The following is a 21767-nucleotide window of genomic DNA, read 5'->3' as shown; positions in this document are numbered from 1 at the left end:
TGCGCCGAGGGCTGGCGAGCGGCAGGATGACGGGATGGCCGAGCCGCACGACCTGACCGCGTTGGAGCAGGCCACCGCGATAGCCCGCGGTGAACTGTCCAGCGTCGACCTGGTCGAGCATCACCTGGACCGGGTGGCCGCGATCGGCGACACCGTGGGCGCGTTCGTCACGGTCACGCCGGAGCTGGCCCGGGAGGCCGCCCGCGTCGCCGACGCCGCGCCCGCCGACGGGCGCGGCCCGCTGCACGGCGTACCGACCGCGATCAAGGACCTCACCCTCACCGCCGGGGTTCGCACCACCTTCGGCTCCGCCGCCTTCGCCGACTTCATCCCGCCGGTCGACGCCGACGTGGTCCGGTTCATCAAGGCCGCCGGGCTGGTCAGCCTGGGCAAGACGACCACCTCCGAGCTGGGCTGCTCGCTCTACTCGGAGGGCCTGGTCGCGCCCCCGGCCCGCAATCCGTGGCAGCTCGCGTACACCGCGGGCGGGTCCAGCGGCGGCGCGGCGGCGGCGGTGGCGGCCGGGCTGGTCCCGGTCGCCCAGGGTTCCGACGGCGGCGGCTCACTGCGCATCCCGGCGTCGCTCTGCGGCCTGGTCGGCTACAAGCCCAGCCGCGGTCTGGTCTCCGGAGGGCCACTCGGCTCCGGCGCGTTCGGCCTGCCCACCAGCGGCCCGCTCGGGCGGACCGTCACCGACGTCGCCGCGCTGCTCGACGTCATGGCCGTTCCGGTCCCCGGCGAGCCCTACCTGCCGCCACCCGCGCCGCCCGGCGGCTACCTGGCCGTCGCGCGCCGGGCCGAGCCCGGCCGGTTGCGGATCGGCCGGTTCACCACGCCGATGCTCGCCGACGAGCCGGTGCACCCCGACTGCGTGGCCGCCGTGGACCGGGCCGCCGCGCTGCTCGCCGCGGCCGGCCACGAGGTGGTCGAGGTGCCGCCGCCGCTCGGGCCGACGGCGTGGCCGCTGTTCGAAATCCTCTGGTACGTGCTGGCGCTCGCCCCGGTGCCGCCACAGCGGGAGGCGGAGCTGTTGCCGCTGACCCGGCTGCTGCGGGCCCGGGGCGCCGAGATCTCCGCCGGCACCCTGGCTGCCACTCTCGGTGAGCTGCAGGCGCAGGTACGCCTCGGTGCCCGCCGCACCGCCGGTTACGACCTGCTGCTCTGCCCCACCCTGGCCGCCCCGCAGGCACCCGTCGGCTGGTTCACCGCCGACGGTGACCCGGCGGCGGACTTCGACCGGCAACGCCGCTTCTCGCCCTACTGCGCCATTTTCAACGTCACCGGCGATCCCTCCGTCTCGCTTCCGCTGGGCACCACGACCGACGGCCTGCCCGTCGGGGTGCTGCTCACCGCTCGGTACGGCGACGACGTGCGGCTCATCGCGACCGCTGCGCAACTGGAGAACTCCAGTGGCGGGTGGGATCGGCACCCCGCAATCTGGCGGGCGGCCGACTCCGCTAACGTGAATGGCGACGGCGTCGGGCGGTCGGCATCATGATCGTCCATCCGACCCGGTTGTTCGAGGTCGTCCTTCTTCCGCCTGGGGGCGTTGGGATTGTCTGTTACCGAGACGTTGCTGGTCTTCGTCGGCATCCCGTTGGCCGCGGTGCTGGTCATCGCCGGCCTGTCGTACGTCGGTAGTCGTGGTGGTGCCACCGGCGGTGGTGGTGGCGCCAAGCGCTACCGGCCGGGCCGGCCCTTCGACTTCACTCCGGTCTGGTTCCTGGGCCGTCCGGAGCAGCTGGCCGACTCGGCCGGCACCGCGCTGACCGCGGGGGCGCAGGCGCCCGCGCTGACCAGCCACAAGCTTGAGCAGGCCAGCGTCGAGGCGCCGGCCGGTGGAACCGGAGGCGCAAGTGACCGTTGGTGAGAAGCAGGCCGGGTCGGAGAATCCGCCCGAGGTGCTGGACGGGCCCTTCTCGACCCGCCAGCTGCTGCGCATCGACGAGGCGCTGCGCCTGGCCGACCAGGGCACCGGCCTGGTCTTCTCGGTCTTCGTCGGCGGTCTCGACGAGCCCATCCGCGAGCACGCCCAGCGGCTGCACCGCCAGCTCGCCGACCCCGACAAGTCGGTGCTGATCGCGGTGTCGCCCAACCAGCGTCAGTTGGAGATCGTCACCGGGCGGTACGCCCGCAAGCGCATCCCCGACACGTACGCCAAGCTCGCCGCGCTCTCCATGGTCGGCGCGTTCAGCGGCGGCGACCTGGCCGGCGGCATCATCAACGGCCTCGACCAGCTCGCCAGCCACGCCGGCAAGGGCTGAGCCCTTCCTCGCACGACGAAGCCCGGCCCGCTCTCAGCGGGCCGGGCTTCGGTCTGTCTGGGCTGTTCCAGCGCGGCCAGGCGCTCATACTCCCTGATCAGGCCTGCTGGGCGTCCTTCGCGCGGGCCTTCAGCGCGCGCAGCACACCATCGCGGCCCTCGGCGACCAGCCGGCGCAGCGGGCCGGGGTGCCCGTCACCGGCCAGCCACGCGTCGGTGGCCGCCACCGTGTCGTCCTCCACCAGGTAGGTCGGGTACGCCAACTGGGCGAACTCCTGCGCCGGCTCGCTGTCCCGGCTGGCCCACACCTGACCCACCGTCGCGAAGTACCGCTCCCGGTACGGAGCGACCAGCTCCACCTGCACCGGGTGGGCGAAGCCCTGCAACAGCGCCCGGTGCCGCCAGTTGGGCAGCGCGTCGGGGCCGGTGAGCAGCGCCCAGACGGCGGCCTTGTTCTCGGCCGTCGGCACCAGCGCGTGCACGTACGCGGCCTCCCGCTCGCCGCTGGCCGTGCGGTCGCTGGCCAGCTCCGCCTCGATCTCCGCGGCACCCGCCGCGCCGTTGGCCACCAGCGCCCCGAGGACCGACCAGCGCAGCTCGGTGTCCACGGTCAGCCCGGCCGGCATGCCGGTGCCGTCCAGCCAGCCGCGCAGCGTCGCCAGGTCCTCATCCGAGCGGGCCGCCGAGGTGTACGCGCGGGCCCAGGCCAGCTGGAATCCGCTGCCGGGCTCGGCGGCGGCGAGCGCGTCCCGGGCGGTACGGGCCAGCTCGGCCCAGCCGGTCGGCGCCCAGGCCGGGTCGGCGTAGAGGGTGAGCGCGGTGGTCGCCTGCCGCAGGGTCGCGGTGACCAGGTTGATGTCGGTCTCCGCGGGCAGCCCGCTCAGCGTCAGCGCCACGTAGTCGCGGGCCGACAGCTCGGCGTCGCGGATCATGTCCCATGCGGCGGTCCAGCACAGTGCCCGCGCCAGCGACGACTCGAAGCCGCCGATGTGCTGCACCACGGTCGCCATCGAGCGGTCGTCGAGGCGCAGCTTGGTGTAGCTCAGGTCGTCGTCGTTGAGCAGCAGCACGTCGGCGGCGCGGACGCCGCGCAGCTCGGCGATGTCGGTCCGCTCGCCGGCCACGTCCACCTCGTACCGCTCGCGGCGGACCAGCCGCCCGTCGGCCAGGTCGTACAGGCCCACGCCGATCCGGTGCGTCCGCAGGGTCGGGTACGCGGCCGGCGCCTCCTGCCGCACCGTCACCCGCTCGTACGTGCCGTCCGCGCCGATCGTCACCTCCGGGCGCAGCGTGTTGACCTGCGCGGTCTCCAGCCACTGTGCGGCGAACTTGCGCAGCTCCCGGCCGGAGGCGGCCTCCAGCTCGGTGAGCAGGTCGTCGAAGGTGGCGTTGCCCCAGGCGTGCTTGCCGAAGTATGCCCGCAGCCCGGCGACGAACGGCTCCTCGCCCACGTACGCGACGAGCTGCTTGAGCACGCTCGCGCCCTTGGCGTAGGTGATGCCGTCGAAGTTGACCTCGACGGCCTCCATGTCCGGCATCTCGGTGTAGACCGGGTGGGTGGAGGAGAGCTGGTCCTGCCGGTAGCCCCAGTTCTTCCGGATGGACAGGAACGTCGTCCACGCCTCGGTGAAGCGGGTCGCGTTGGTGTTGCACCAGTGGCTGGCCCACTCGGCGAACGACTCGTTCAGCCACAGGTCGTTCCACCAGCGCATGGTGACCAGGTCGCCGAACCACATGTGGGCCAGCTCGTGCAGGATCGTGTTGGCCCGCTGCTCGTACTCGAAGTCGGTGACCTGGGAGCGGAACAGGTAGTGCGACTCGGCATGCGTCACGCAGCCGAAGTTCTCCATCGCGCCGGCGTTGAAGTCGGGCACCCAGAGCTGGTCGTACTTCGGCAGTGGGTAGCGCACGCCGAACTTCTCGTGAAAGAAGTCGAAGCCCTGCTTGGTGATCAGGAACAGGTCGTCGGAGTCCAGGAACTGCGCCATCGACGCCCGGGAGAACACCCCCAGGTCGATGCCGTCGTGACTGTCGCGCACCTCGTGGTACGGCCCGGCGCACATCGCCGTGATGTAGGTGCTCATCCGGGGCGACTTGGTGAAGTGCAGCGTCTTGAGCCCCTCACCCGCCGGCTCCTCGTGCTGCACGGGCATGTTGGACACCGCCCGCCAGTGCGCCGGCACGGTGGCGTGCCAGGTGTAGACGCTCTTCAGGTCGGGCTGGTCGAAGCAGGCGAACACGCGCTGCGCGTCGGCCGTCTCGAACTGGCTGTAGAGGTACGTCTCGCCGTCCACGGGGTCGACCGTGCGGTGCAGACCCTGCCCGCTGTTGGAGTAGGCGAAGTCCGCGTCGACCACCAGGGTGTTGTCGCTGTCCAACTCGGACAGGATCAGGCCCTTCTCGGCCGACCAGTCGGAGAGATCGACCGGCGCGCCGTTCAACGTGGCGGAACGCACCGACTCGGCGGCCAGCTCGATGAACGTGCTCGCGCCCGGCTCGGCGCAGCGGAACCGGACCTCGGTGGTCGACCGGAACGTGCGGCCCTCGGCCGCCAGCACGGCGGTCGAGAGGTCAAGACTGATGTCGTACCCCGTCACGTCGAGCAGGCGGGCCCGCTCGGTCGCCTCGACCTGCGTCAGGTTGCGCACTCCCGGCACTGTTCGTCTCCATCCCACATCTCGCCGTACGCCCGGCGGCGCCCGTTCGCCAACCGCGCGTGGCGGCCGGCCCGACCCGAGTCTTCCATGTACCGGCAGCCCGCGGTGGCCGAGGTCACGCTCTCATTCGCATGCCGGGCGACGCGGTGCGGGTGAAGATTCGATGAGACGCCGGACTGCCGGCGCCACCCGTCGCGAAGGGACCTCACCGTGACCGATCGTGTCACCGCCGACATGTGGTTCGACCCGGCCTGCCCGTGGGCGTGGATCACCTCCCGCTGGCTGCTCGAGGTCGAGCAGGTCCGTGACGTGGACATTCGCTTCCACGTGATGAGCCTCGCCGTACTCAACGAGGGCCGGGACGAACTGCCCGAGGAGTACCGGACGTTTCTGCGCACCGCCTGGGGCCCGGTGCGGATCTGCATCGCCGCCGAGCAGCAGTACGGCGGCGACGTCCTGCGCCGGCTCTACACCGCGCTCGGCACCCGGATCCACCTCGGCAAGGAGGAGCGGGGTCAGGAGCTCTACGTCGCCGCGCTGACCGACGCCGGCCTGGACCCGGCGCTGGCCGCTGCCGCCGACAGCACCGACTACGACGAGGCGCTGCGGGCCAGCCACGAGGCCGGCATGCGCCCGGTCGGGCAGGACGTCGGCACCCCGGTCGTGCACGCGCCCGGCCCGGACGGCAGCCCCGTCGCGTTCTTCGGCCCGGTGATCACGCCCGCCCCGAAGGCGGAGGCCGCCGGCCGGCTCTGGGACGGCGTCCTGCTGGTCGCTGGCACGCCGGGCTTCTACGAGCTCAAGCGCACCCGTGAGCAGGGCCCGATCTTCGACTGATCCACGACCACCAGGCGCCCCCGTCCGGACCGCATTGCCGGCCGGGCGGGGCGCGCCGCGTCGGACGCCGGGTGCGGCGGCGGGTTTGGAGGACGGTCCTGGCGTCACCGGTGGGCGGGCGGCGTCGTTTCCCTCGGTGTCCGCCGCAGCGACCCGCAGGGCCGCACCCCGCAGCTCGTGGAGGCAATCCCGATGGCCAAGCACCGTGCGTCCGGTGACGATCAGCTGACCCGGCAGGGGGTGATCGAGACTCCCGGCGCGGCCTACTGGTCCGTTGACGACTCCCGTTGGCCGGCGGTCCGCCCGGACCTGCCCGCCCACCTGGTGGATCTGCTCGCGCCGCCCATCGTGGTGGGCGTGGCCCGGGTCCCGGTGACCTCCCGGCTCAGCCCGCCCGCGTCGGCCGACCCGCTGACGCCGGCCGTCGACTCCGTGCCGGCCGATCTTCCGGCGTCCGGTCCGGCGCTGCTCGTGCCGTCGGCGGCGGCACCGGCCCAACCCGCACCGCCTCCGCCGGCACCCGCTGCCCCGCGTCCGGTGCCGACGCCGCCGCTGAACCCGCGGCCCGTCCCGTCGCCGCCGCCCGAGCGTCCCGTGCCGGGGCCGCCCGCGACACCCCGGCGCAGCGTGACCACCGGGCCGGCCGCGACCGCCCGGCGGGGCAACGGCGGGCCGGTGACGGCGGGCCGGCATCGTCGGGGCACATCCGGCCGCGCCAACTGACAGCCGCGCCCCGGCCCGGTGCTTTCATCTGGTGGACGCTCCGCGGGTCCCCGTCGGCGGCCACACCGTCGCCGGTAGCGTCAGTGGGCATGACGGTCGTGCATCCGATCACCCGGGCCTGGGTCACCACTGGCGGCACCGGCGCGCAGAACTACGACGAGTTCGCCGACGACGCGGAGATCACCGCGATCATCGAGGCGAACCCGCACAGTGCCCTCGGCATCGAGATGCCGCACCGCGCGCCGGAGAGCCTGGGCAAGTCTTTCCTCGACGCTCTCCCGGACGCGGTGGCCCGCCTCACCGAGGCCAAGGCCGACGGCAGCTACACCCCCGCCGAGCAGGTGGTGGTGCTCTACCGGATCAGCGCGCCGGGGGAGGAGCCCGCGTACGGGATGTTCGCGATGGTGGACACCGACCAGATCTCCACCCGTGCCGACGAGCCGGGCCTGGTCATCCGCAACGAGGACGTCTTCATCGCCAAGGTTCGTGAGCGGGTGGCGCTGGCCGACGCGCTGGGGCACCTGCTCTCACCCGTACTCCTGCTCCAGACGGGGCGTGGCGACGAGCTGCACGCCGCGCTCGCGGCGGCGACGGAAACAGCCGGCGCGCCCGCCGCCACGGACACCGACCAGGCGGGGCGCACGCACGCCATCTGGCTGCTCGGCCCCGGCCCGGAGCAGGCCACGCTGACCGCCCTCGCCGGTGGCGGCGACCTGGTCGTCGCCGACGGCAACCACCGCAGCCTGGCCGCCCAGACCGGCGGCCTGCCGCGCTTCCTGGCCGTGGTCACCACCCCCGCGTCGGTGGCCATCCAGCCGTACAACCGGCTGGTCAGCGAGCTGACCACCACCCCGGCGGAGCTGCTCGACCGGCTGCGGGCGGCGGGTGCCGAGGTCGAGCCGATCGACGACCCGGTCGAGGTCCCGGCGGCCGGCGGCACCGTGCACCTCCGCCTCGACGGCCAGGGGTACGCGGTGCGCCTGCCCGCCACGGCCTCCGGCCGCCTGGAAAACCTGGACCACGCCCTGGTCGAGCGGCTGCTGCTCCGCGACGCGCTCGGGCTGGACCCGGGCGACAAGCGGATCACCTACGTCGGCGGTGACTACCCGGCGAGCTGGCTCACCGGTGAGGTCGACGCGGGCCGGGCCGAGCTGGCCATCCTGATCGCGCCAGTGACCGTGTCGGACTTCGTCGCGGTGAACCTCGCCCGGGAGAAGATGCCCCGCAAGAGCACCTGGTTCACTCCGAAGGCGCGCGGCGGTCTGGTCGTCGCCGAGCTGCCGCGCTGAGCGGCCGCCCACACGACCGTGTGACGAACCCGGCTCGGGGACGCCGCCCCTGCGACGTCCCCGAGCGCGGCCTGACAGACTGCCCGGTATGCGCGTCTACCTGGGATCCGATCACGCCGGTTTCGAGTTGAAGGTGCACCTGGCCAACCACCTGGCCATGCAGGGGTACGACGTGGTCGACGTCGGCCCGCACGCCTACGACCCGGACGACGACTACCCGACGTTCTGCCTGCACACCGGCGACCGGGTGGTGGCCGACGAGACGGGCCTCGGAGTCGTCATCGGTGGGTCCGGCAACGGTGAGCAGATCGCCGCGAACAAGGTCGCCGGGGTCCGCGCAGCGCTCGCCTGGAACGTGGAGACCGCTCAGCTGGCCCGCCAGCACAACGACGCGAACGTGGTCGCGGTCGGCGCCCGCCAGCACACGCTCGACGAGGCCACCGGCATCGTCGAGGCGTTCCTGAACACGCCGTTCTCCGGCAACGAGCGGCACGCCCGCCGGATCACCCAGGTGGCCGAGTACGAGCGGACCCGGCAGCTGCCCGACCTGCCCTGACCTCGACAGCGGTCAGCGCGGCGAGCGGGGCAGCTCCTCGCGGGGCACCCAGTTACGCCGGACGACCACCACCCGGGCCTCCGCCTCGGCCAGGTCGTCGTCGCTGGGTCGGGCCGCGTCCCGGGCCCGTAGCGCGGCGCTCAGCCCCACCTGGGACGAGCCGGAACCGACCAAGCCGCGCAGCCCTCGTTCGCCGTCGCGCTCGTCGCCCCCCGGGCTCCGGCGGCGCGGCGGCGGGTCGTCACCGTCGTGCACGCCCGCGGTGCTGGCCGTCGGGGCGTCGGCACCCCGCCCGCCCGGCTCGGGTTCGGGGTGGTGGCGCAGCCGTCGCCGTCGTCGGTCGGGATCACCCATCAGCCGACCGTACCCTGCCGGTCGTGTGATTCGACACCGTCGTGCCGGCCTGTGGCTCGGGCGGGTTCGGCGACCGATTTGCCGGCTGGCTACCCTCGGATCCAGGCGGCGGTGTCGCCGTCGGTCAGGGGGAGGACGAGATGGCAGACCAGACGCAGCCGTGGGCGGAGCGAACCGTGGAGGTGCCACCGCAGGCCGGCGTCGGTGTGCCGCCGCAGCGTGACGGGTTCCGCCGTGGGGTGGCGCCGGTGGGTCAGCCGCGCAGTCCGCGGACCGAGCCGTTCCCGGTGGTCGAGCAGGAGCCGACCGGCACCGGTTGGCCCGGTGGGCCGGTCCCGCGCCGGTCGTTGAGCTCCCGGATGGCGCAACTGCGTCGCGGCGGTGAGTGGAGCGCGGCGGCCGGCCTCTTCGCGTTCGTGTGCTGGGGGATCTGGGCGCTCTCCGGCCAGGGTGACCTGAGCGGTCCGCTGTTGGTGCTGGTGCTCAGCCTGCTGGTGGCGGTCGGCCTGTTCGCCCTGTCCCGGCTGGTCGGTCGCGTGGTGCTGGAGCGGCAGCTCGGTCGGGTCCGGCGCAGCGCGCGAGGTGCCCACCTGGCGACGGCGGTCTTCCTCGTCGGCCTCGGTGTGGCCTGGCTCCGGCAGACCGAGTGGGTCGTCTCGGCCTGGAACTGGATCTCCTCGAACTGACGCCGGGGAACGCCGGGCGGGCCGGCCTTCGCCGCCCGCCCGGGCGCCCGGTCGCGGCACGCCGCGACACCGGTCGTCTCCCCACCAGGCAGGCCGCTGCTTACCCGGCAGGCCAGGGTTCATCCGTGGCCGGCCGGTCCGACTGGTACCCGTTCGGGGCCTCTCGGGCCCGTCGGTGCGGCGGTCAGTGGGTGCCGCCGTGCCCCTCGGCGTCGGCTCGGGGCGACGCGACCCGGGCGGCCGGGTCCTCGACGCCGGGCTCGCCGCCGTCCGGGGCGACCACCCCGTCGTAGGTGTAGAGCGGCCGGCCGTCGTGGTGCTGCTTGGTGGTCTTGATGTAGCGGTGCATCATGCCGTCGATCTCCACCTCGACGAGGGCGTCGCCGCCGGTGTCGTGGGTGCTGCCGTCGCGAGGGCCGCCAGTCAGGTGCGCCGTGCTGTTCGTGTCCATGCAGACGCCCTACCCGGCCGTCACCGACCGGAAACGGGCGAAATGTCGCCGGGCTTCCGGTGGTGCTGCACCTGGAGGGTGTCCACGGCCGATCCACGGCTGGTTGACCGTCGCCGCCCCGACCAACGGCAGCAGTTCCGGATATGCGCACGGGGTCGTGCCACGCAGTTTTCGGAATTGCCGCCGGCGCCCATTCGGCCACCTGCCGAAACGCGGTCAAGGTGAAAAGAACCAGAATTCCCAGGCATGGTGCGTGGCTCATGATTTGGACACCGTTCACGTTCGATGACGGCAATTCCCCCTAGCCTTTGGCGCGAGTCCGATCGCTTAAGGAAGAGGTGCCGTGAGTCAGGCAATCGACGGTCGTCCAATCGCGCTGGACAGCGTTGGTCCGGATGAGATCTGGACGGCCATCGCTGAGCGGGCGCAGCACTTTCCCGCCGCCGTCGCGCTGGTGGAGCAGTCAGCCGAGGTGACGTACGCGGCTCTGGTGGAGCAGGTCGAGGCGCTTTCGGTCGAGCTCGTCACCGCGGGCGTCGGCAGCGGGGACCTGGTCGGCATCCGACTGCCCCGTGGTCGGCAGGCGATCATCGCGATCCTCGCGGTCCTCCGGGCCGGGGCGGGCTACGTGCCACTGGACCCGGCGTATCCGGCGGACCGGATCCGGGTGATGCTCTCCGACACCCGCCCCCGTGTGGTGATCGACGAGAGCGGGGTGTCGGCACAGTCCGGCGCGCAGGGGGCGACCTCGGATACCGCGTACGTCATCTTCACGTCCGGGTCCACCGGTCGCCCCAAGGGCGTCATGGTGTCGCGCGCGGCCCTGAGCGGCTTCTGCCGTGCCGCAGTCGACCGGTACGAGCTGACCGGGTCCGACCGGGTGTTGCAGTTCGCCTCGCTCAGCTTCGACGCCAGCGTCGAGGAGCTCTTCCCGCCGCTGGTCAGCGGGGCCACCGTGGTGCTGCGCGACGAGGACATGATCAGCCGGCCGGACCTCTTCCTCGACCGGTGCGCCGCCCTTGGCATCACCGTCCTCGACCTGCCGACGGCGTACTGGCACGAGCTGGCGGCCGCCCTGGTGCGGGGCGAGGCCACCCTTCCCACGTCGGTCCGGCTGGTGATCATCGGGGGTGAGGCGGCGCGCGCGGACCTGGTCCGTGGCTGGCAGGCGGTGGTCGGCAGCGCGGTGCGGCTGCTCAACACCTACGGGCCGACCGAGACCACAGTGGTCGCCACCGTCGCCGACCTGACCACGTGGGCCGGTGAGGTGGTGCCGATCGGGCACCCGCTGCCCGGGGTCACCTGCCGCGTCGTCGACGACTCCGGCGCGGAGGCCGAGGTCGGGGAGCTGCTGATCGGTGGCGCCGGCGTGGCGATCGGCTACCTGCACCAGCCGGACCTCACCGCCGACCGGTTCCGTCCCGGCCCGGACGGACGGCCGGAGTACCGGACCGGCGACCGGGTCCGACGCGGTGACGACGGCGCCCTCGAGTTCCTCGGCCGGGCCGACGACCAGGTGAAGATCCGTGGTTTCCGCGTCGAGTTGGGCGAGATCGAGACCGCGTTGCGCGACGCCGGACACGTCACCGACGCGGTCGTCCTCGTGCAGGACCGCGACGGCCAGCAGCGCCTGGTCGGTCACGTCGTGGCGGACCCGACCGTGGACCTCGCCGCGGTGCGCGCCAGTCTCGCCGACCGACTGCCGGCCTACCTGATCCCCGCCGTGCTGACCCGACACGACTCCTTCCCGATCAGCCCGCAGGGAAAGACCGACCGGCGGGCGTTGGCGGCGAGCATCGACGAGAGCCCGGTCGCCGCCTCGGCCGGGCTGACACCCGCGCAGGCCGAGGTCGCCACCCTGTGGGGCGCCCTGCTCGGCGTCGGCGAGGTACGCCCCGACGACGACTTCCTCGCCCTCGGCGGCAGTTCGCTCGACGCCGTCCGGTTGATCGGTGCCCTGCGGCAGCGCCACGGCCTGAAGCTCACGCTCAGCGAGCTGTACGCCGCACCGACGCTCGGCGCGGTCGCCGCCCTGCTCCCCACCGCGCCGGCCACCGAGGCGGCGCCGGTCGATGCCGTGCCCGCCGACGTCCCACTCCTGCTGAGCCCTCTGCAACGGGACTTCTGGGTGGCCGAACGCATCTGCGCCGACCTGCCCGCGCACACCCTCGGCGCCCGGTTCCGCTGGGACGGCCCGATCGACGCCGACGCCCTGACCCGGGGCCTGCGTGAGCTGACCCGGCGTCATCCGCTGCTGCGCGCCCGTTTCCCCGACGACGGGGCCGAGCCGCGCCTGGTCATCGACGCGGAGGCGGTGATCCCGCTGATCGAAGCGCCCCGGTCCGCGTCCGCCGCGTCCATCGCCGTCGAGAAGCTCGACCTGGCCAACGGGCCGCTGGCCCGCGCCGTGCTGGTCCGCACCGGCGGCGACGACGAACTCGTCCTGCTGGTCCACCACCTGGTGTACGACGGCTGGTCCGGCACCGTCGTCGGCACCGAACTGGCCGCGCTCTACCAGGCGGCGCTGGGCCATCCGGACGCCGACGACCTCAGCGCGGCAGCGGGGTTGCCCCGGCCCGCCGCCGTACCCGATCTGGCCGCACGGTACGCCGCCGCGAAGGCCGACGCGACGCTGGTGGCGTACTGGCGGAGCCGTTTCGACGACGCAGATCTGGACCTCGAGTTGCCGGCGGACCGGCCGCGCCCGGTGGTCCGGTCCTTCGCCTCCGACCGCATCAGCCGTCGACTCGACCCGCAACTGCTACGGCGGCTGACCGAGTGTGGCCAGGCGTACCAGGCCAGCCTGTTCATGGTGGTGCTCGCCGGCCTGCAGACGGTGCTGGGGCGCTACACGGGGCGCAGCGACGTCACGATCCTGTCGCCGGTGGCCGGCCGGACCAGCCCGGATCTGGAGGGTGTCGTCGGGCCGTTGCTGAACATCCTCCCGCTGCGTGGCGACCTCGCCGGGGAGCCCTCCTTCGCGGACCTGCTCGGCCGGGTCCGACAGGCGGTCCTCAGCGACCTGGATCACCAGGGTCTCGCCCTGCCCGACCTGATCGACGCGTTGCGGCGGCCCGGCAGCGCCAACCGCAACCGGCTCAGCCCGGTCGTGCTCACCGTGCACAACGTGCCCGAGGCCGGGCATCCCGGCGTGCGGTACGCGGGGGAACTGCCTCCGGCCGCGACCCTGGTGGACCTCTCCGTCAGCCTCGACTTCCCGGTCGACGGCCCGGTGCTGAACGTCGACTACGCCACCGAACTCTTCGACAAGGCCCGCGTCGAGGCGCTGCTCGGGCACCTGCTCACCCTGCTCGACGCCGCCGCGACCGCACCACAGCAGATGGTGGGCCGGCTCGCGCTGCTCACCGCCGAGGAGCAGCGGCGGATCGTGCACGGGTGGAACGACAGCGCGATCCCGGTGCCCGACGCGACCACCCTGCACCAGCTCTTCGAGCGGCGGGTGGCGGCCGACCCGCACGCGCCCGCGCTGACCTTCCGGGACACCACGATCAGCTACGGCGAGCTCAACGGCCGCGCCAACCAACTGGCCCGCCGGCTGCGCACCGACGGCGTACGACCAGGTGACCGCGTCGCCATCTGCCTCGACCGGGGCATCGACCTGTTCGTCGCCATGTGGGCCGTGCTCAAGGCCGGCGGAGCGTACGTGCCACTGGACCCGGCGTACCCGCCGGAACGCCTCGACTACATGCGGCAGGACAGCCGGGCGGCGGTGTTCGTCGACGACGAGTACCTGCGAGGCCCGCTGCCGGCCGACCGGGGCGACCTGCAGCCGGTCAACGCCAGCACCGACGCCGCCTACGTGATCTACACCTCGGGCTCGTCGGGCAAGGCCAAGGGCGTCGTCGTCAACCACGGCAACCTGGTCCACGCCGTGGCCATGTGGCAGCACGCGTACCACCTGGAGCCCGGTTGGACCTACCAGCAGGCGGCCAGCTTCTCCTTCGACATGTTCGTCGGGGAGACCCTGCGGGCGTTGTGCACCGGCGGCCGGTTGGTCGTCGTACCCCGGGAGACCCTCCTGGACCCCGCCGACCTCTACGCGTTGATGTGCGCCGAGCAGGTCCAGTGCACGGAGCTGGTGCCGGCGGTGTTGCGCAACCTGCTCGCGTACGCCGACCAACCCGGGCGGGGCCTGGACTTCGTACACCTGCTCATCGGCGGCGGCGAGAAGTGGCACGTGCGGGAGTACGAGCTGGCCCGCCGCCTCGTGGGGCCGACCAACCGGGTGGTCAACGCGTACGGCGTCACCGAGGTCACCGTCGACAACGTCTACTTCGACGGTTCGGTGGATCACCTCGCCGACGAGGCGCCCCTGCCGATCGGTCGGCCGTTCCCGAACAACCGGGTCTACGTGCTGGACGCGCACGGCCAGCCGGTGCCGCCCGGTGTGGTGGGCGAGCTGTACCTCGGTGGGCTGGGCGTGGCGCCGGGCTACCACGACCGCCCGGAGCTGACCGCCGACCGCTTCGTGCCCGACCCGTACGCGCCGGAGCCGGACGCCCGGATGTACCGGACCGGCGACTCGGCCCGCTACCACCTCGGCGGCGACGTCGACTTCCTCGGTCGCCTCGACGACCAGGTCAAGGTGAACGGCTATCGGGTGGAGCTGGGTGAGGTCGAGGCGGCACTCGGTGCACTGCCGAACGTCGTCGCGTGCGCGGTGGCGGTGCACCCGCTGCCGTCCGGCGTCGCCCAGCTCGTGGGTTACGTCGTACCCCGTCCGGGTGAGCCGGTGGACGAAGTGTCGATCCGCGACGCGCTCGCCACCACGCTGCCCGTACACATGGTCCCGGCCCGGTTGGTGAGCCTGCCCGCGCTGCCGTTGACCCCGAACGGAAAGCTCGACCGCCGCCGGCTGCCCGCGCCCGCCACCGCGACCACCGACACATCCGGTACGGCCGCCCGGACGCCGCTGGAGCGGCAGATCGCGGCCGTGTGGTCCGAGGTCCTGGGCATCGACGACATCAGCATCGACGACAGCTTCTTCGCCCTCGGCGGTGACTCGTTCGCCGCCCTCCGGGTCATCCGGCGCATCGAGCCCGCCCCGGCCCTGCTCGACCTCTACCAGCACCCGACCGTACGTCGACTCGCCGCCGCGCTGGACGACCGCGACCCCGACTCGCTCGGGAAGCGCACGTTGCTGCACCGGCTGACACCGTCGGACGCCGACCTGTCCACCGGCGGCGTCACCGTCGTGGCGGTGCCGTACTCGGGGGGCAGCGCGATCGCCTACCAGCCGCTCGCCGCCGCCCTTCCCCCGAACTGGGCGTTGCGGGCGGTGGAGCTGCCCGGTCACGACCACTCCCGGCCGGACGAGGAGTTGCTGCCCGCGCAGGCCGTGGCGGATCTCGTCATGACCGAGCTGCGGGACGTCGACGGGCCGGTCCTGCTGTACGGCCACTGCCTCGGTGTCGCGGTGACCGTCGAGGTCGCGCGGCGGGCGGAGGAAGCAGGGGTGCCACTGGTTGGCGTGGCGCTGGGCGCCGGTTTCCCCACGGCCCGGCTCCCCGGCCGCTTCTTCGACTGGTTCTACCGACTGGTGCCCACCGACCGCTTCACCTCGGACCGGGAGTACCTCGCCTACCTGCGCGGTCGCGGCGGCTTCACCGACGTGGACGATCCGGCCCAGGAGGCGTTCGTCCTGCGCAACGTCCGTCACGACGCCCGCGACGCCGAGGAGTACTTCACCGCCGCGTACCAGCGGCAGGCCGACCCGCTGCGAACGCCGGTGCTGGCGGTCGTCGGCTCCCGTGACCGGGTGACAGAGCACTACCAGGAACGCCATCAGGAGTGGGGACACTTCGCCGCGGAGGTGGACCTGGCGGTCCTCCCGAAGGCTGGTCACTTCTTCGTCAAGAGCCACGCGGAGCCGCTCGCGCGGGCACTGGTGTCGTTCGTGGAGCCGGCCGCGCCGGCAGCGGACGAGGAGACGCCGGCCCAGCCCGAGCCGGCGACGGAGCCCACGCCGCCGCGCCGTCGCGACGCCCAGCGGGTGAGCGCGGCCGAGCCGAGCCTGTCCAGGTTCGCGCTGGTCGCACTGGGCCAGCTGGTGTCCATGATCGGCAGCGGGCTGAGTGCCCTCGTACTCAGCATCTGGGTCTTCCAGCAGACCGGGTCGATCACCGACTTCGCGGTGGTGAACGCGGTCGGCCTGCTGCCCGGCATTCTGGTCGGGCCGATCGCCGGCGCGGTCGCCGACCGGTGGAACCGGCGCACCGTCATGCTCGCCAGCGACGGTGCCTCGGCGGCGGCGATGGCGGCACTCGCCGTGGCCGTGTTCTCCGGGGGCGGCCTGCAACTCTGGCACGTCTACCTCGCGGTGTCGGTGACGTCACTCGCCGGGGCCTTCCAACGGCCCGCCTACCTCGCCGCGGTCGCCCAGCTCGTGCCCAAGCGGTACCTGGGCCACGCCAACGGCATCAGCCAGCTCGGGGTCAGCGTCGGCCTGGTCTTCGCGCCCATGCTCGGCGCCGGGCTGGTCGGGCTGATCGGTGTGTCGGGCGTGATCGCGATCGACGTGGTCACGTTCGCCGTCGGCGTGCTCACCCTGCTGGCGGTCCGCTTCCCGGACCTGATGTTCCACCGCCGGGAGGAGACCTTCCGCACCGAGATCACCGCCGGCTGGCGCTACATCACCCGCCGGCCGGGACTGCGTGCCGCGTTGCGGTTCTTCGTCATCGACCACGCGTTCTACACCCTCGGCTTCGCCGTGATCACGCCGATGTTGCTGATCGAGCAGAGCCCCGCCGTGCTCGGCCTGGCCCTGGGTGCCGGCGGTCTCGGCGGGCTGGTGGGAAGCCTGACCATGGGCGTGTGGGGCGGCACCGCCCGCCGAGCGAACGGTCTCATCATCTTCATGGGCCTCGGCAGCCTGGCCATGGCCGTCATAGGCCTCGGAGACGCGCCGGTCCTCGTGGTGGCCGGGATGTTCCTGGTGACGTTCGGCGAGTCGCTCGCCGAGGGCCACTGGATCGCCCTGGTGCAGACGAAGGTCGGCTTCGAACTCCAGGGTCGGGTTCTGTCGATCTTCATCACGGTGATGATGCTGACGATGCCGATCGGCTACCTGATCGTCGGACCGCTCGCCGAACGCTACGTCCAGCCCCTGCTCGAACCGGACGGCGCCCTCGCCGATTCCGTCGGCCACCTGCTCGGCACCGGCCCCGGACGCGGCCTCGCCCTGCTCGTCATCGTCAGCGGCCTGTTGCAGCTGGCCTGGGCCGTACGCGGATGGTTCACCCCCCGCCTCCGCCTGCTCGAAGACCACCTGCCGGACGCCCTGCCGCCCGCCGAGATCGGCTCGCGCGACGAACTCCAGCGCGAAGCCGACGCCCTGCTCACCGCCGACACCCCGCACACCCGCTAAGGAAGCCCTGTGTCCACCGAAGTTCTGCCCGAGACGCCCGTCGACGCGTACGGCACACCCCTCATCGACGCCGGGGAACTCGTTCCCGGTACCCGTGTCCTGATCAAGGACGAGACCCGGTACGCCTCCGGGAGCCACAAGGAGCCGGCGGCCCGCGCGGTCGTGGCCCGTGCGGCGGCCGACGGCCACCGGCGGGTCGTCATCGCCACCTGCGGCAACTACGGCAGAGCCATGGCGATGGCCAGTGCCGCCGCCGGGATGGCCTGCACGGTGGTGCTCCCGACCGGTTGGAGTGACGGCGGTGCCTTCATGCGGGCCGCCGGCGCCGACGTGCACCTCGTGCCGGGCAGTTACGAGGACGCCGTCGACGAGTCCCGCCGGCTCGCGCTCGCCGAGGGTTCGATCGACGGGAACGTCGACGGCCCGTACGTCGATGCCGTCTTCGCCGGCCACGGCGTGGTCGCCCACGCCCTGCACCGGGCGCTCACCGAGCCACCGGCAGCGCTGTGGATCCCGGTCGGCAACGGTACGACGATCATCGCGGTGTACCGCCAGCTGCGCGCGCTCGGTTGGTCCGTACCCATCCACGGTGTCGGCTCGGCCGACAACAACCCGGTCGTCACCTGCTGGCCCGGGCCCTACCGGATGCTGCCGCCGGACGGCGTCGTCACCACCGACCACAACCAGCCGCTGGTCAACTGGCATGCCCTGCAGGGGCCCGAGGCGATGGAGGCGGTCGCCGCGACCGGGGGCCTGGTGCACGGCGCCGCCGACGACGACCTCCTCCACGCCCAGGCGCTGCTCGCCGAGCACGGCGCCCACCCCACCGCCGCCGGATCGGTCGCACTGGCCGGGCTGCTCCGGTACGCCCGCACCACCGCTCTCACCGGCACCCACGTCGTGCTGCTCAGCGGGCGCTGAGTACGCCCCACTACGGAGAGACCTCCCATGACAACCGTGGCACCCCCCATGCTGCTGTTCGCCCGAGCACGTACCTCCGTCGTCGACGAACGGATCTTCATCGCCAAGCTGGCCGCGCTGACCGTCCTCACCGTCCTCGGCGGCGTCCTCGCCCTACGCCCCGAACCCCTCGCCGCCGTTGTCGGCGTGGTCCTGCTGGCCGCCATGTACACCCACGCGGTCGAGCTGCAACACCAGGCCCTGCACCACTCGGCGTTCCGGGCGTCCTGGCCGCACCGGCTCGTCGGGGTGCCTCTCGGCCTGCCGATGTTCGTGGTCTACAGCCACTACCGGGTCCGGCACCTGCAACACCACCGCTACCTCGGCACCCCCCAGGACACCGAGTTCTTCGGCTTCGACACCCGCGTGCCGCTGACCCGGGGCATGTTGCTGCGCGGGCTGTTCGACTACTCGCGGCTGGCGTTCGTCGCCCGCGACGTCGTCCGGGCGGCGACCGGACGCTGGCGCTACGAGTTCGGCGACATCAGCCCGTCGATGCGCCGCCGGGTCGTCACCGAGCACCTGATCCTCGGAGCCACGGTCCTCCTCGTGGGCTTCCTTGCCGGCACCGGGCACCACGAGCAGGTCCTACGACTGTGGCTGCTGCCCCTCCTGCTCGCGGTGCCGGCGCATTTCCTGGTGGAGCTGCCGGAGCACGTGCTCTGCGACACCGACAGCACGGACGTGCTGCGCAACACCCGCTCGATCCGCGGCAGTCGGTTCAGTACCTGGTTCACCAACGGCAACAACCTGCACATCGAGCACCACGCCGCGATGAACGTCCCGATCAGCCAACTTCCGGCACGCCACCCCGAGACGATCCGGTACGCCGAGCACGTGGAGGAGACGTACCTGGACTTCTACCGCCGGCTGTGGCGGGCCGTGCGTCGCTGAACGCGGCCGTTCGGCGTTGATCCCGGTGAAACACGTGCGAGTTCAGGAGCAACCCTCTGCGCCAGACCCCGCGTGACTATCTCGAAACGGGGATCGGAGGCCTGAATGAGCGATCGCGACGAGGCGTTCGCCGAGTACTTCGCGGCACGGTCCGGTGCCATGCGCGGCACCGCGTACCTGCTGTGCGGCGACTGGCACCGGGCCGAAGACCTGGTCCAGACCGCTTTCGTCAAGCTCTACCTGGTCTGGAACCGGATCTCGCGACACGAGGTGCTCGACAACTACGTACGCCAGATCCTGATCCGGACGTTCCTCGACGAGCGGCGCCGTGGCTGGTGGCGGCGGGAGCGGGTGGGCGGCGGGAACGCCGAGCAGGTCGCCGCGCCCGACTCGCCGGAGAGCCGACTGGTGCTGCTCCAGGCACTGGCCTCCGTGGCACCGCGCCAGCGGGCCGTGCTGGTTCTCCGCTACTGGGAGGACCTTTCGATCGAGGACGTCGCGGCGCTGCTGGAGTGCTCTCCAGGGACGGTGAAGAGCCAGGCGGCACGCGGGCTCGACACACTGCGCGGCCTCCTGGCACCCACGTACAGCGGGATCGAGATGGGGGAGCGATGAACGAAGAAGAGTTGCGCGAGGCGCTGCGCAGCGAGATGGCGAGCACCACCCCGCCACCACCATTGAGTACGGGGGCCACGCTCGGTGCCGCGCGGCGGGCGCGACTCCGCCGTCGTGCGCTGTGGGCGTCCCTCGGGTCGGCGGCGGTCGTGTTGGCGGTCACCGGCTTCGCGGCCGTCGGCAACCCGGGCGGTCGGGTCTACCAACCGGCGGGTCAGGGGCCACCGGTCAGCCCGGGTTCGTCCGTCGACACCAAGGAGCCGTGGCCGACCGGTCCGGACGGCCGCCCGCAGGAGGACCGGACCGCGCGGGCCGGGTCCAAGCACGACCAGGGCGTCGAACTGCTCAACGAGGTCGTCTCGGCCGTGCCCGCCGGCTACAGCACGCCGGAGGATCCGGCGAACCAGCCCGCCGACCAGCGGACGCTGCGGACCCACCAGGCGCAATTCGAGGACAGGGTGAACGGCGTCGACGTGTGGAGTTACCTGTCCTCGGTCGCCGTGGCCCAGGGGAAGGGGACCGGGCGCGTGATCGTCGAGGTGCACGCCGCCGGCAACCAACTGCCGGCCGAGCCGTGCATGCTGGCTCGCGGTTTCTGGGGTATGCAGGGCGAGTGCCGGGTCGAGACCGTCGGTGCGGCGCAGGTCGGCGTGGTGGTCCGACCGGGCAGCGACGACCGGCTCGACCAGTGGTCGGCCTACCGGCACCCGGATGGTGTGGTGGTCTTCGTTGCCCAGGGCGCGAAGCTCGACGAGAGTCGGTCGGCGCTGACGAAGCTGCCGTTCACCGTGCCGCAGTTGGCGGCCCTCGCGGTCGACGAACGGTTCCACCTGAACTGACACACCGGCTCGGCTTCGCCGGGTGGGCCCAGGTGGACCGCGATCGCGGTCCACCTGGGCCTTCGTGTGCCGAGCGGGCGACGGGAATCGTCAGCCCCGCAACGGGCACGCCTCAGCGGCGCGCCGTGAGGGGTACGAGGACGAGGACGGCAACGCCAAGTGCGCTGGCGCCGACGGCCCACCACCAGAAGAATCCCGAGAAGACCGAGGCGACCAGGAGCCCGATGCCGAGGCCGGCCAGGAGGCCGAGTGCGAACAAGGTTCGTGGGGCCAGGGCGAGGTGCGGCAGTCGGCGTACCACGAGCACTTCCAACCAGGTGCCGCCCAACGCCAGCAGTGCCGCGCCGACCACGTCCACGGCGGACAGGCCGTGACCCTCGCTGAGGGGTACGAGGACTCTGCCCTCGTCACTGGCGGGGACGAAGAGGATGAGCACGCCGGCGGCGATGAGCAGAGCGGTGATCGCCACCTGCCTGTGCGGCGCGGCCCCGACATCGTGTGCCATCGCTACAGTCTCGGCCATCCGACGTGTCTGCACAGGAGCCGTATCGGCAGACTCGGATGAGCACCAGGGCGGGCCTCGGGCCTCGTGGGCGCTAGTGAGTACGCCAGTCGAGAGCGTCGAGCAGGACCCGTGCCAGGGCCGACCGGTTTGTTGCACCGATCCCTTCCAGCGCCCTGTGCACAACCTTCTCGGCGTCCTCGGAAAGTTCCTGCTGGCCCAGCATCGGCAGCATCAGGATGAGCCGTTGCGCCCAGGTCAGCCGTTCGTCCGGCAGCGCCGCCGCGGCGAGCAGTTCCGCCCAGGTCATCGCGGACGTGAACCCGTGGCCCTCGACCGAGGTGACCACCTCTGCCGGCCGGCCTGGTCGCTCCTCCACGAAGTCGAGCCCCGCCTCGTCCTCGATGTTGCGGTACACGATCCGTAGCCACACTTCTCCGTCGAGCCGCACCGAGATGACCGGCCAGCGCTCGGGGTCGTCGAGGACGGCGCCCATGGCGTGGTAGTCAGCGGTCGGGACCTCGAACGCGGCCTCCGCATCCGGGTAGGCGCCCACCGGTCCCGACAGGTAGTGCAACCAGAAGGCGGGGTGTGCCACCACGCCGTCTGCCGCGTACACGGTGGCGTCGCACTCGGTGGTGTAGTCAGGCGGGGCCATGGCCTTGTAGCCGGGAATCGTGAAGGGGGCTCCGACGGTCAGCGGCATGGCCCACATTCAACAGGGGCCGGTGCTGATGGCGTGGTGGGCATCGAC

Annotated in this window: 18 protein-coding genes; 13 read left to right on the top strand and 5 right to left on the bottom strand. The window is 72.4% G+C overall.

Annotation, left to right across the window (positions count from 1 at the left end; all coding sequences use genetic code 11):
- The first annotated feature begins 34 nt into the window (after positions 1 to 34).
- Genes ACQEUX_RS21020 through ACQEUX_RS21010 form a run of 3 tightly spaced genes read left to right on the top strand, consistent with a single transcriptional unit; the run spans position 35 to position 2264 of the window.
- On the top strand, positions 35 to 1498 hold the full coding sequence (locus ACQEUX_RS21020; RefSeq protein ID WP_433050942.1) for an amidase: 1464 nt from the start codon (positions 35 to 37) through the stop codon (positions 1496 to 1498).
- Between the two features lie 57 nt (positions 1499 to 1555).
- Positions 1556 to 1870 (top strand): aa3-type cytochrome oxidase subunit CtaJ, encoded by a 315-nt coding sequence (gene ctaJ / locus ACQEUX_RS21015; RefSeq protein ID WP_433050939.1) that lies wholly within the window; start codon positions 1556 to 1558, stop codon positions 1868 to 1870.
- Complete coding sequence (locus ACQEUX_RS21010; protein WP_433050936.1) at positions 1857 to 2264, top strand: DUF5130 family protein; 408 nt, start codon at positions 1857 to 1859, stop codon at positions 2262 to 2264. The genes ctaJ and ACQEUX_RS21010 overlap by 14 nt, the downstream gene beginning before the upstream one ends.
- A 97-nt stretch (positions 2265 to 2361) precedes the next feature.
- Here the strand turns inward: ACQEUX_RS21010 and pepN are convergent, their stop codons facing one another.
- Positions 2362 to 4911: an aminopeptidase N gene (gene pepN, locus ACQEUX_RS21005; RefSeq protein WP_433050933.1), complete on the bottom strand. Its 2550-nt coding sequence runs from the start codon at positions 4909 to 4911 to the stop codon at positions 2362 to 2364.
- 219 nt (positions 4912 to 5130) lie between these two features.
- Here pepN and ACQEUX_RS21000 point away from each other — a divergent pair, with 219 nt between their 5' ends.
- The 4 genes from ACQEUX_RS21000 to ACQEUX_RS20985 all read left to right on the top strand — a co-directional run bounded on the left by ACQEUX_RS21000 (position 5131) and on the right by ACQEUX_RS20985 (position 8325).
- The gene (locus tag ACQEUX_RS21000; RefSeq protein WP_433050930.1) at positions 5131 to 5757 is read left to right on the top strand and encodes a mycothiol-dependent nitroreductase Rv2466c family protein; all 627 of its coding nucleotides are present in this window, start codon (positions 5131 to 5133) and stop codon (positions 5755 to 5757) included.
- A gap of 192 nt (positions 5758 to 5949) precedes the next feature.
- A complete protein-coding gene (locus tag ACQEUX_RS20995; protein ID WP_433050927.1) occupies positions 5950 to 6480 on the top strand; it encodes a hypothetical protein in 531 nt (176 codons plus the stop codon).
- A gap of 89 nt (positions 6481 to 6569) precedes the next feature.
- Complete coding sequence (locus tag ACQEUX_RS20990) at positions 6570 to 7769, top strand: DUF1015 family protein (RefSeq protein WP_433050924.1); 1200 nt, start codon at positions 6570 to 6572, stop codon at positions 7767 to 7769.
- An 88-nt stretch (positions 7770 to 7857) separates the two neighbouring features.
- Positions 7858 to 8325, top strand: coding sequence for a ribose-5-phosphate isomerase (locus ACQEUX_RS20985; RefSeq protein WP_433050921.1), 468 nt, complete (start codon positions 7858 to 7860; stop codon positions 8323 to 8325).
- 12 nt (positions 8326 to 8337) lie between these two features.
- Here ACQEUX_RS20985 and ACQEUX_RS20980 read toward each other — a convergent pair whose 3' ends face one another.
- Positions 8338 to 8679 (bottom strand): hypothetical protein, encoded by a 342-nt coding sequence (locus ACQEUX_RS20980; RefSeq protein WP_433050918.1) that lies wholly within the window; start codon positions 8677 to 8679, stop codon positions 8338 to 8340.
- A gap of 140 nt (positions 8680 to 8819) precedes the next feature.
- Between ACQEUX_RS20980 and ACQEUX_RS20975 the strand changes: the two genes are divergently transcribed.
- Positions 8820 to 9365: a hypothetical protein gene (locus ACQEUX_RS20975; protein WP_433050915.1), complete on the top strand. Its 546-nt coding sequence runs from the start codon at positions 8820 to 8822 to the stop codon at positions 9363 to 9365.
- A 184-nt stretch (positions 9366 to 9549) separates the two neighbouring features.
- Here the strand turns inward: ACQEUX_RS20975 and ACQEUX_RS20970 are convergent, their stop codons facing one another.
- Positions 9550 to 9816, bottom strand: a complete 267-nt coding sequence (locus ACQEUX_RS20970; RefSeq protein WP_433050912.1) for a hypothetical protein — start codon at positions 9814 to 9816, stop codon at positions 9550 to 9552.
- 343 nt (positions 9817 to 10159) lie between these two features.
- Here ACQEUX_RS20970 and ACQEUX_RS20965 point away from each other — a divergent pair, with 343 nt between their 5' ends.
- The 5 genes from ACQEUX_RS20965 to ACQEUX_RS20945 all read left to right on the top strand — a co-directional run bounded on the left by ACQEUX_RS20965 (position 10160) and on the right by ACQEUX_RS20945 (position 20511).
- Entirely contained in the window at positions 10160 to 17203 is a 7044-nt protein-coding gene (locus ACQEUX_RS20965) for an amino acid adenylation domain-containing protein (RefSeq protein WP_433050909.1), read from the top strand.
- Positions 17204 to 17212: 9 nt separating this feature from the next.
- Positions 17213 to 18124 carry a pyridoxal-phosphate dependent enzyme gene (locus ACQEUX_RS20960; RefSeq protein ID WP_433050906.1) on the top strand — a complete coding sequence of 304 codons (912 nt, stop codon included), beginning with the start codon at positions 17213 to 17215 and terminating at the stop codon, positions 18122 to 18124.
- A gap of 36 nt (positions 18125 to 18160) precedes the next feature.
- Positions 18161 to 19057 carry a fatty acid desaturase family protein gene (locus ACQEUX_RS20955; protein WP_433050903.1) on the top strand — a complete coding sequence of 299 codons (897 nt, stop codon included), beginning with the start codon at positions 18161 to 18163 and terminating at the stop codon, positions 19055 to 19057.
- Between the two features lie 105 nt (positions 19058 to 19162).
- Positions 19163 to 19672: a SigE family RNA polymerase sigma factor gene (locus tag ACQEUX_RS20950; protein ID WP_347661480.1), complete on the top strand. Its 510-nt coding sequence runs from the start codon at positions 19163 to 19165 to the stop codon at positions 19670 to 19672.
- Positions 19669 to 20511, top strand: coding sequence for a hypothetical protein (locus tag ACQEUX_RS20945; RefSeq protein WP_433050900.1), 843 nt, complete (start codon positions 19669 to 19671; stop codon positions 20509 to 20511). The genes ACQEUX_RS20950 and ACQEUX_RS20945 overlap by 4 nt, the downstream gene beginning before the upstream one ends.
- Before the next feature lie 112 nt (positions 20512 to 20623).
- Here the strand turns inward: ACQEUX_RS20945 and ACQEUX_RS20940 are convergent, their stop codons facing one another.
- Entirely contained in the window at positions 20624 to 21016 is a 393-nt protein-coding gene (locus tag ACQEUX_RS20940; protein WP_433050898.1) for a hypothetical protein, read from the bottom strand.
- A gap of 91 nt (positions 21017 to 21107) precedes the next feature.
- Complete coding sequence (locus ACQEUX_RS20935; RefSeq protein WP_433050895.1) at positions 21108 to 21719, bottom strand: hypothetical protein; 612 nt, start codon at positions 21717 to 21719, stop codon at positions 21108 to 21110.
- Between the last annotated feature and the right edge of the window lie 48 nt (positions 21720 to 21767).

The sequence above is a fragment of the Micromonospora sp. CA-259024 genome (genome assembly GCF_050936255.1).
Taxonomy (GTDB): domain Bacteria; phylum Actinomycetota; class Actinomycetes; order Mycobacteriales; family Micromonosporaceae; genus Micromonospora.
Note: the sequence above shows the minus strand (reverse complement) of the source record. Positions and strands in the feature narration are given on the sequence as shown.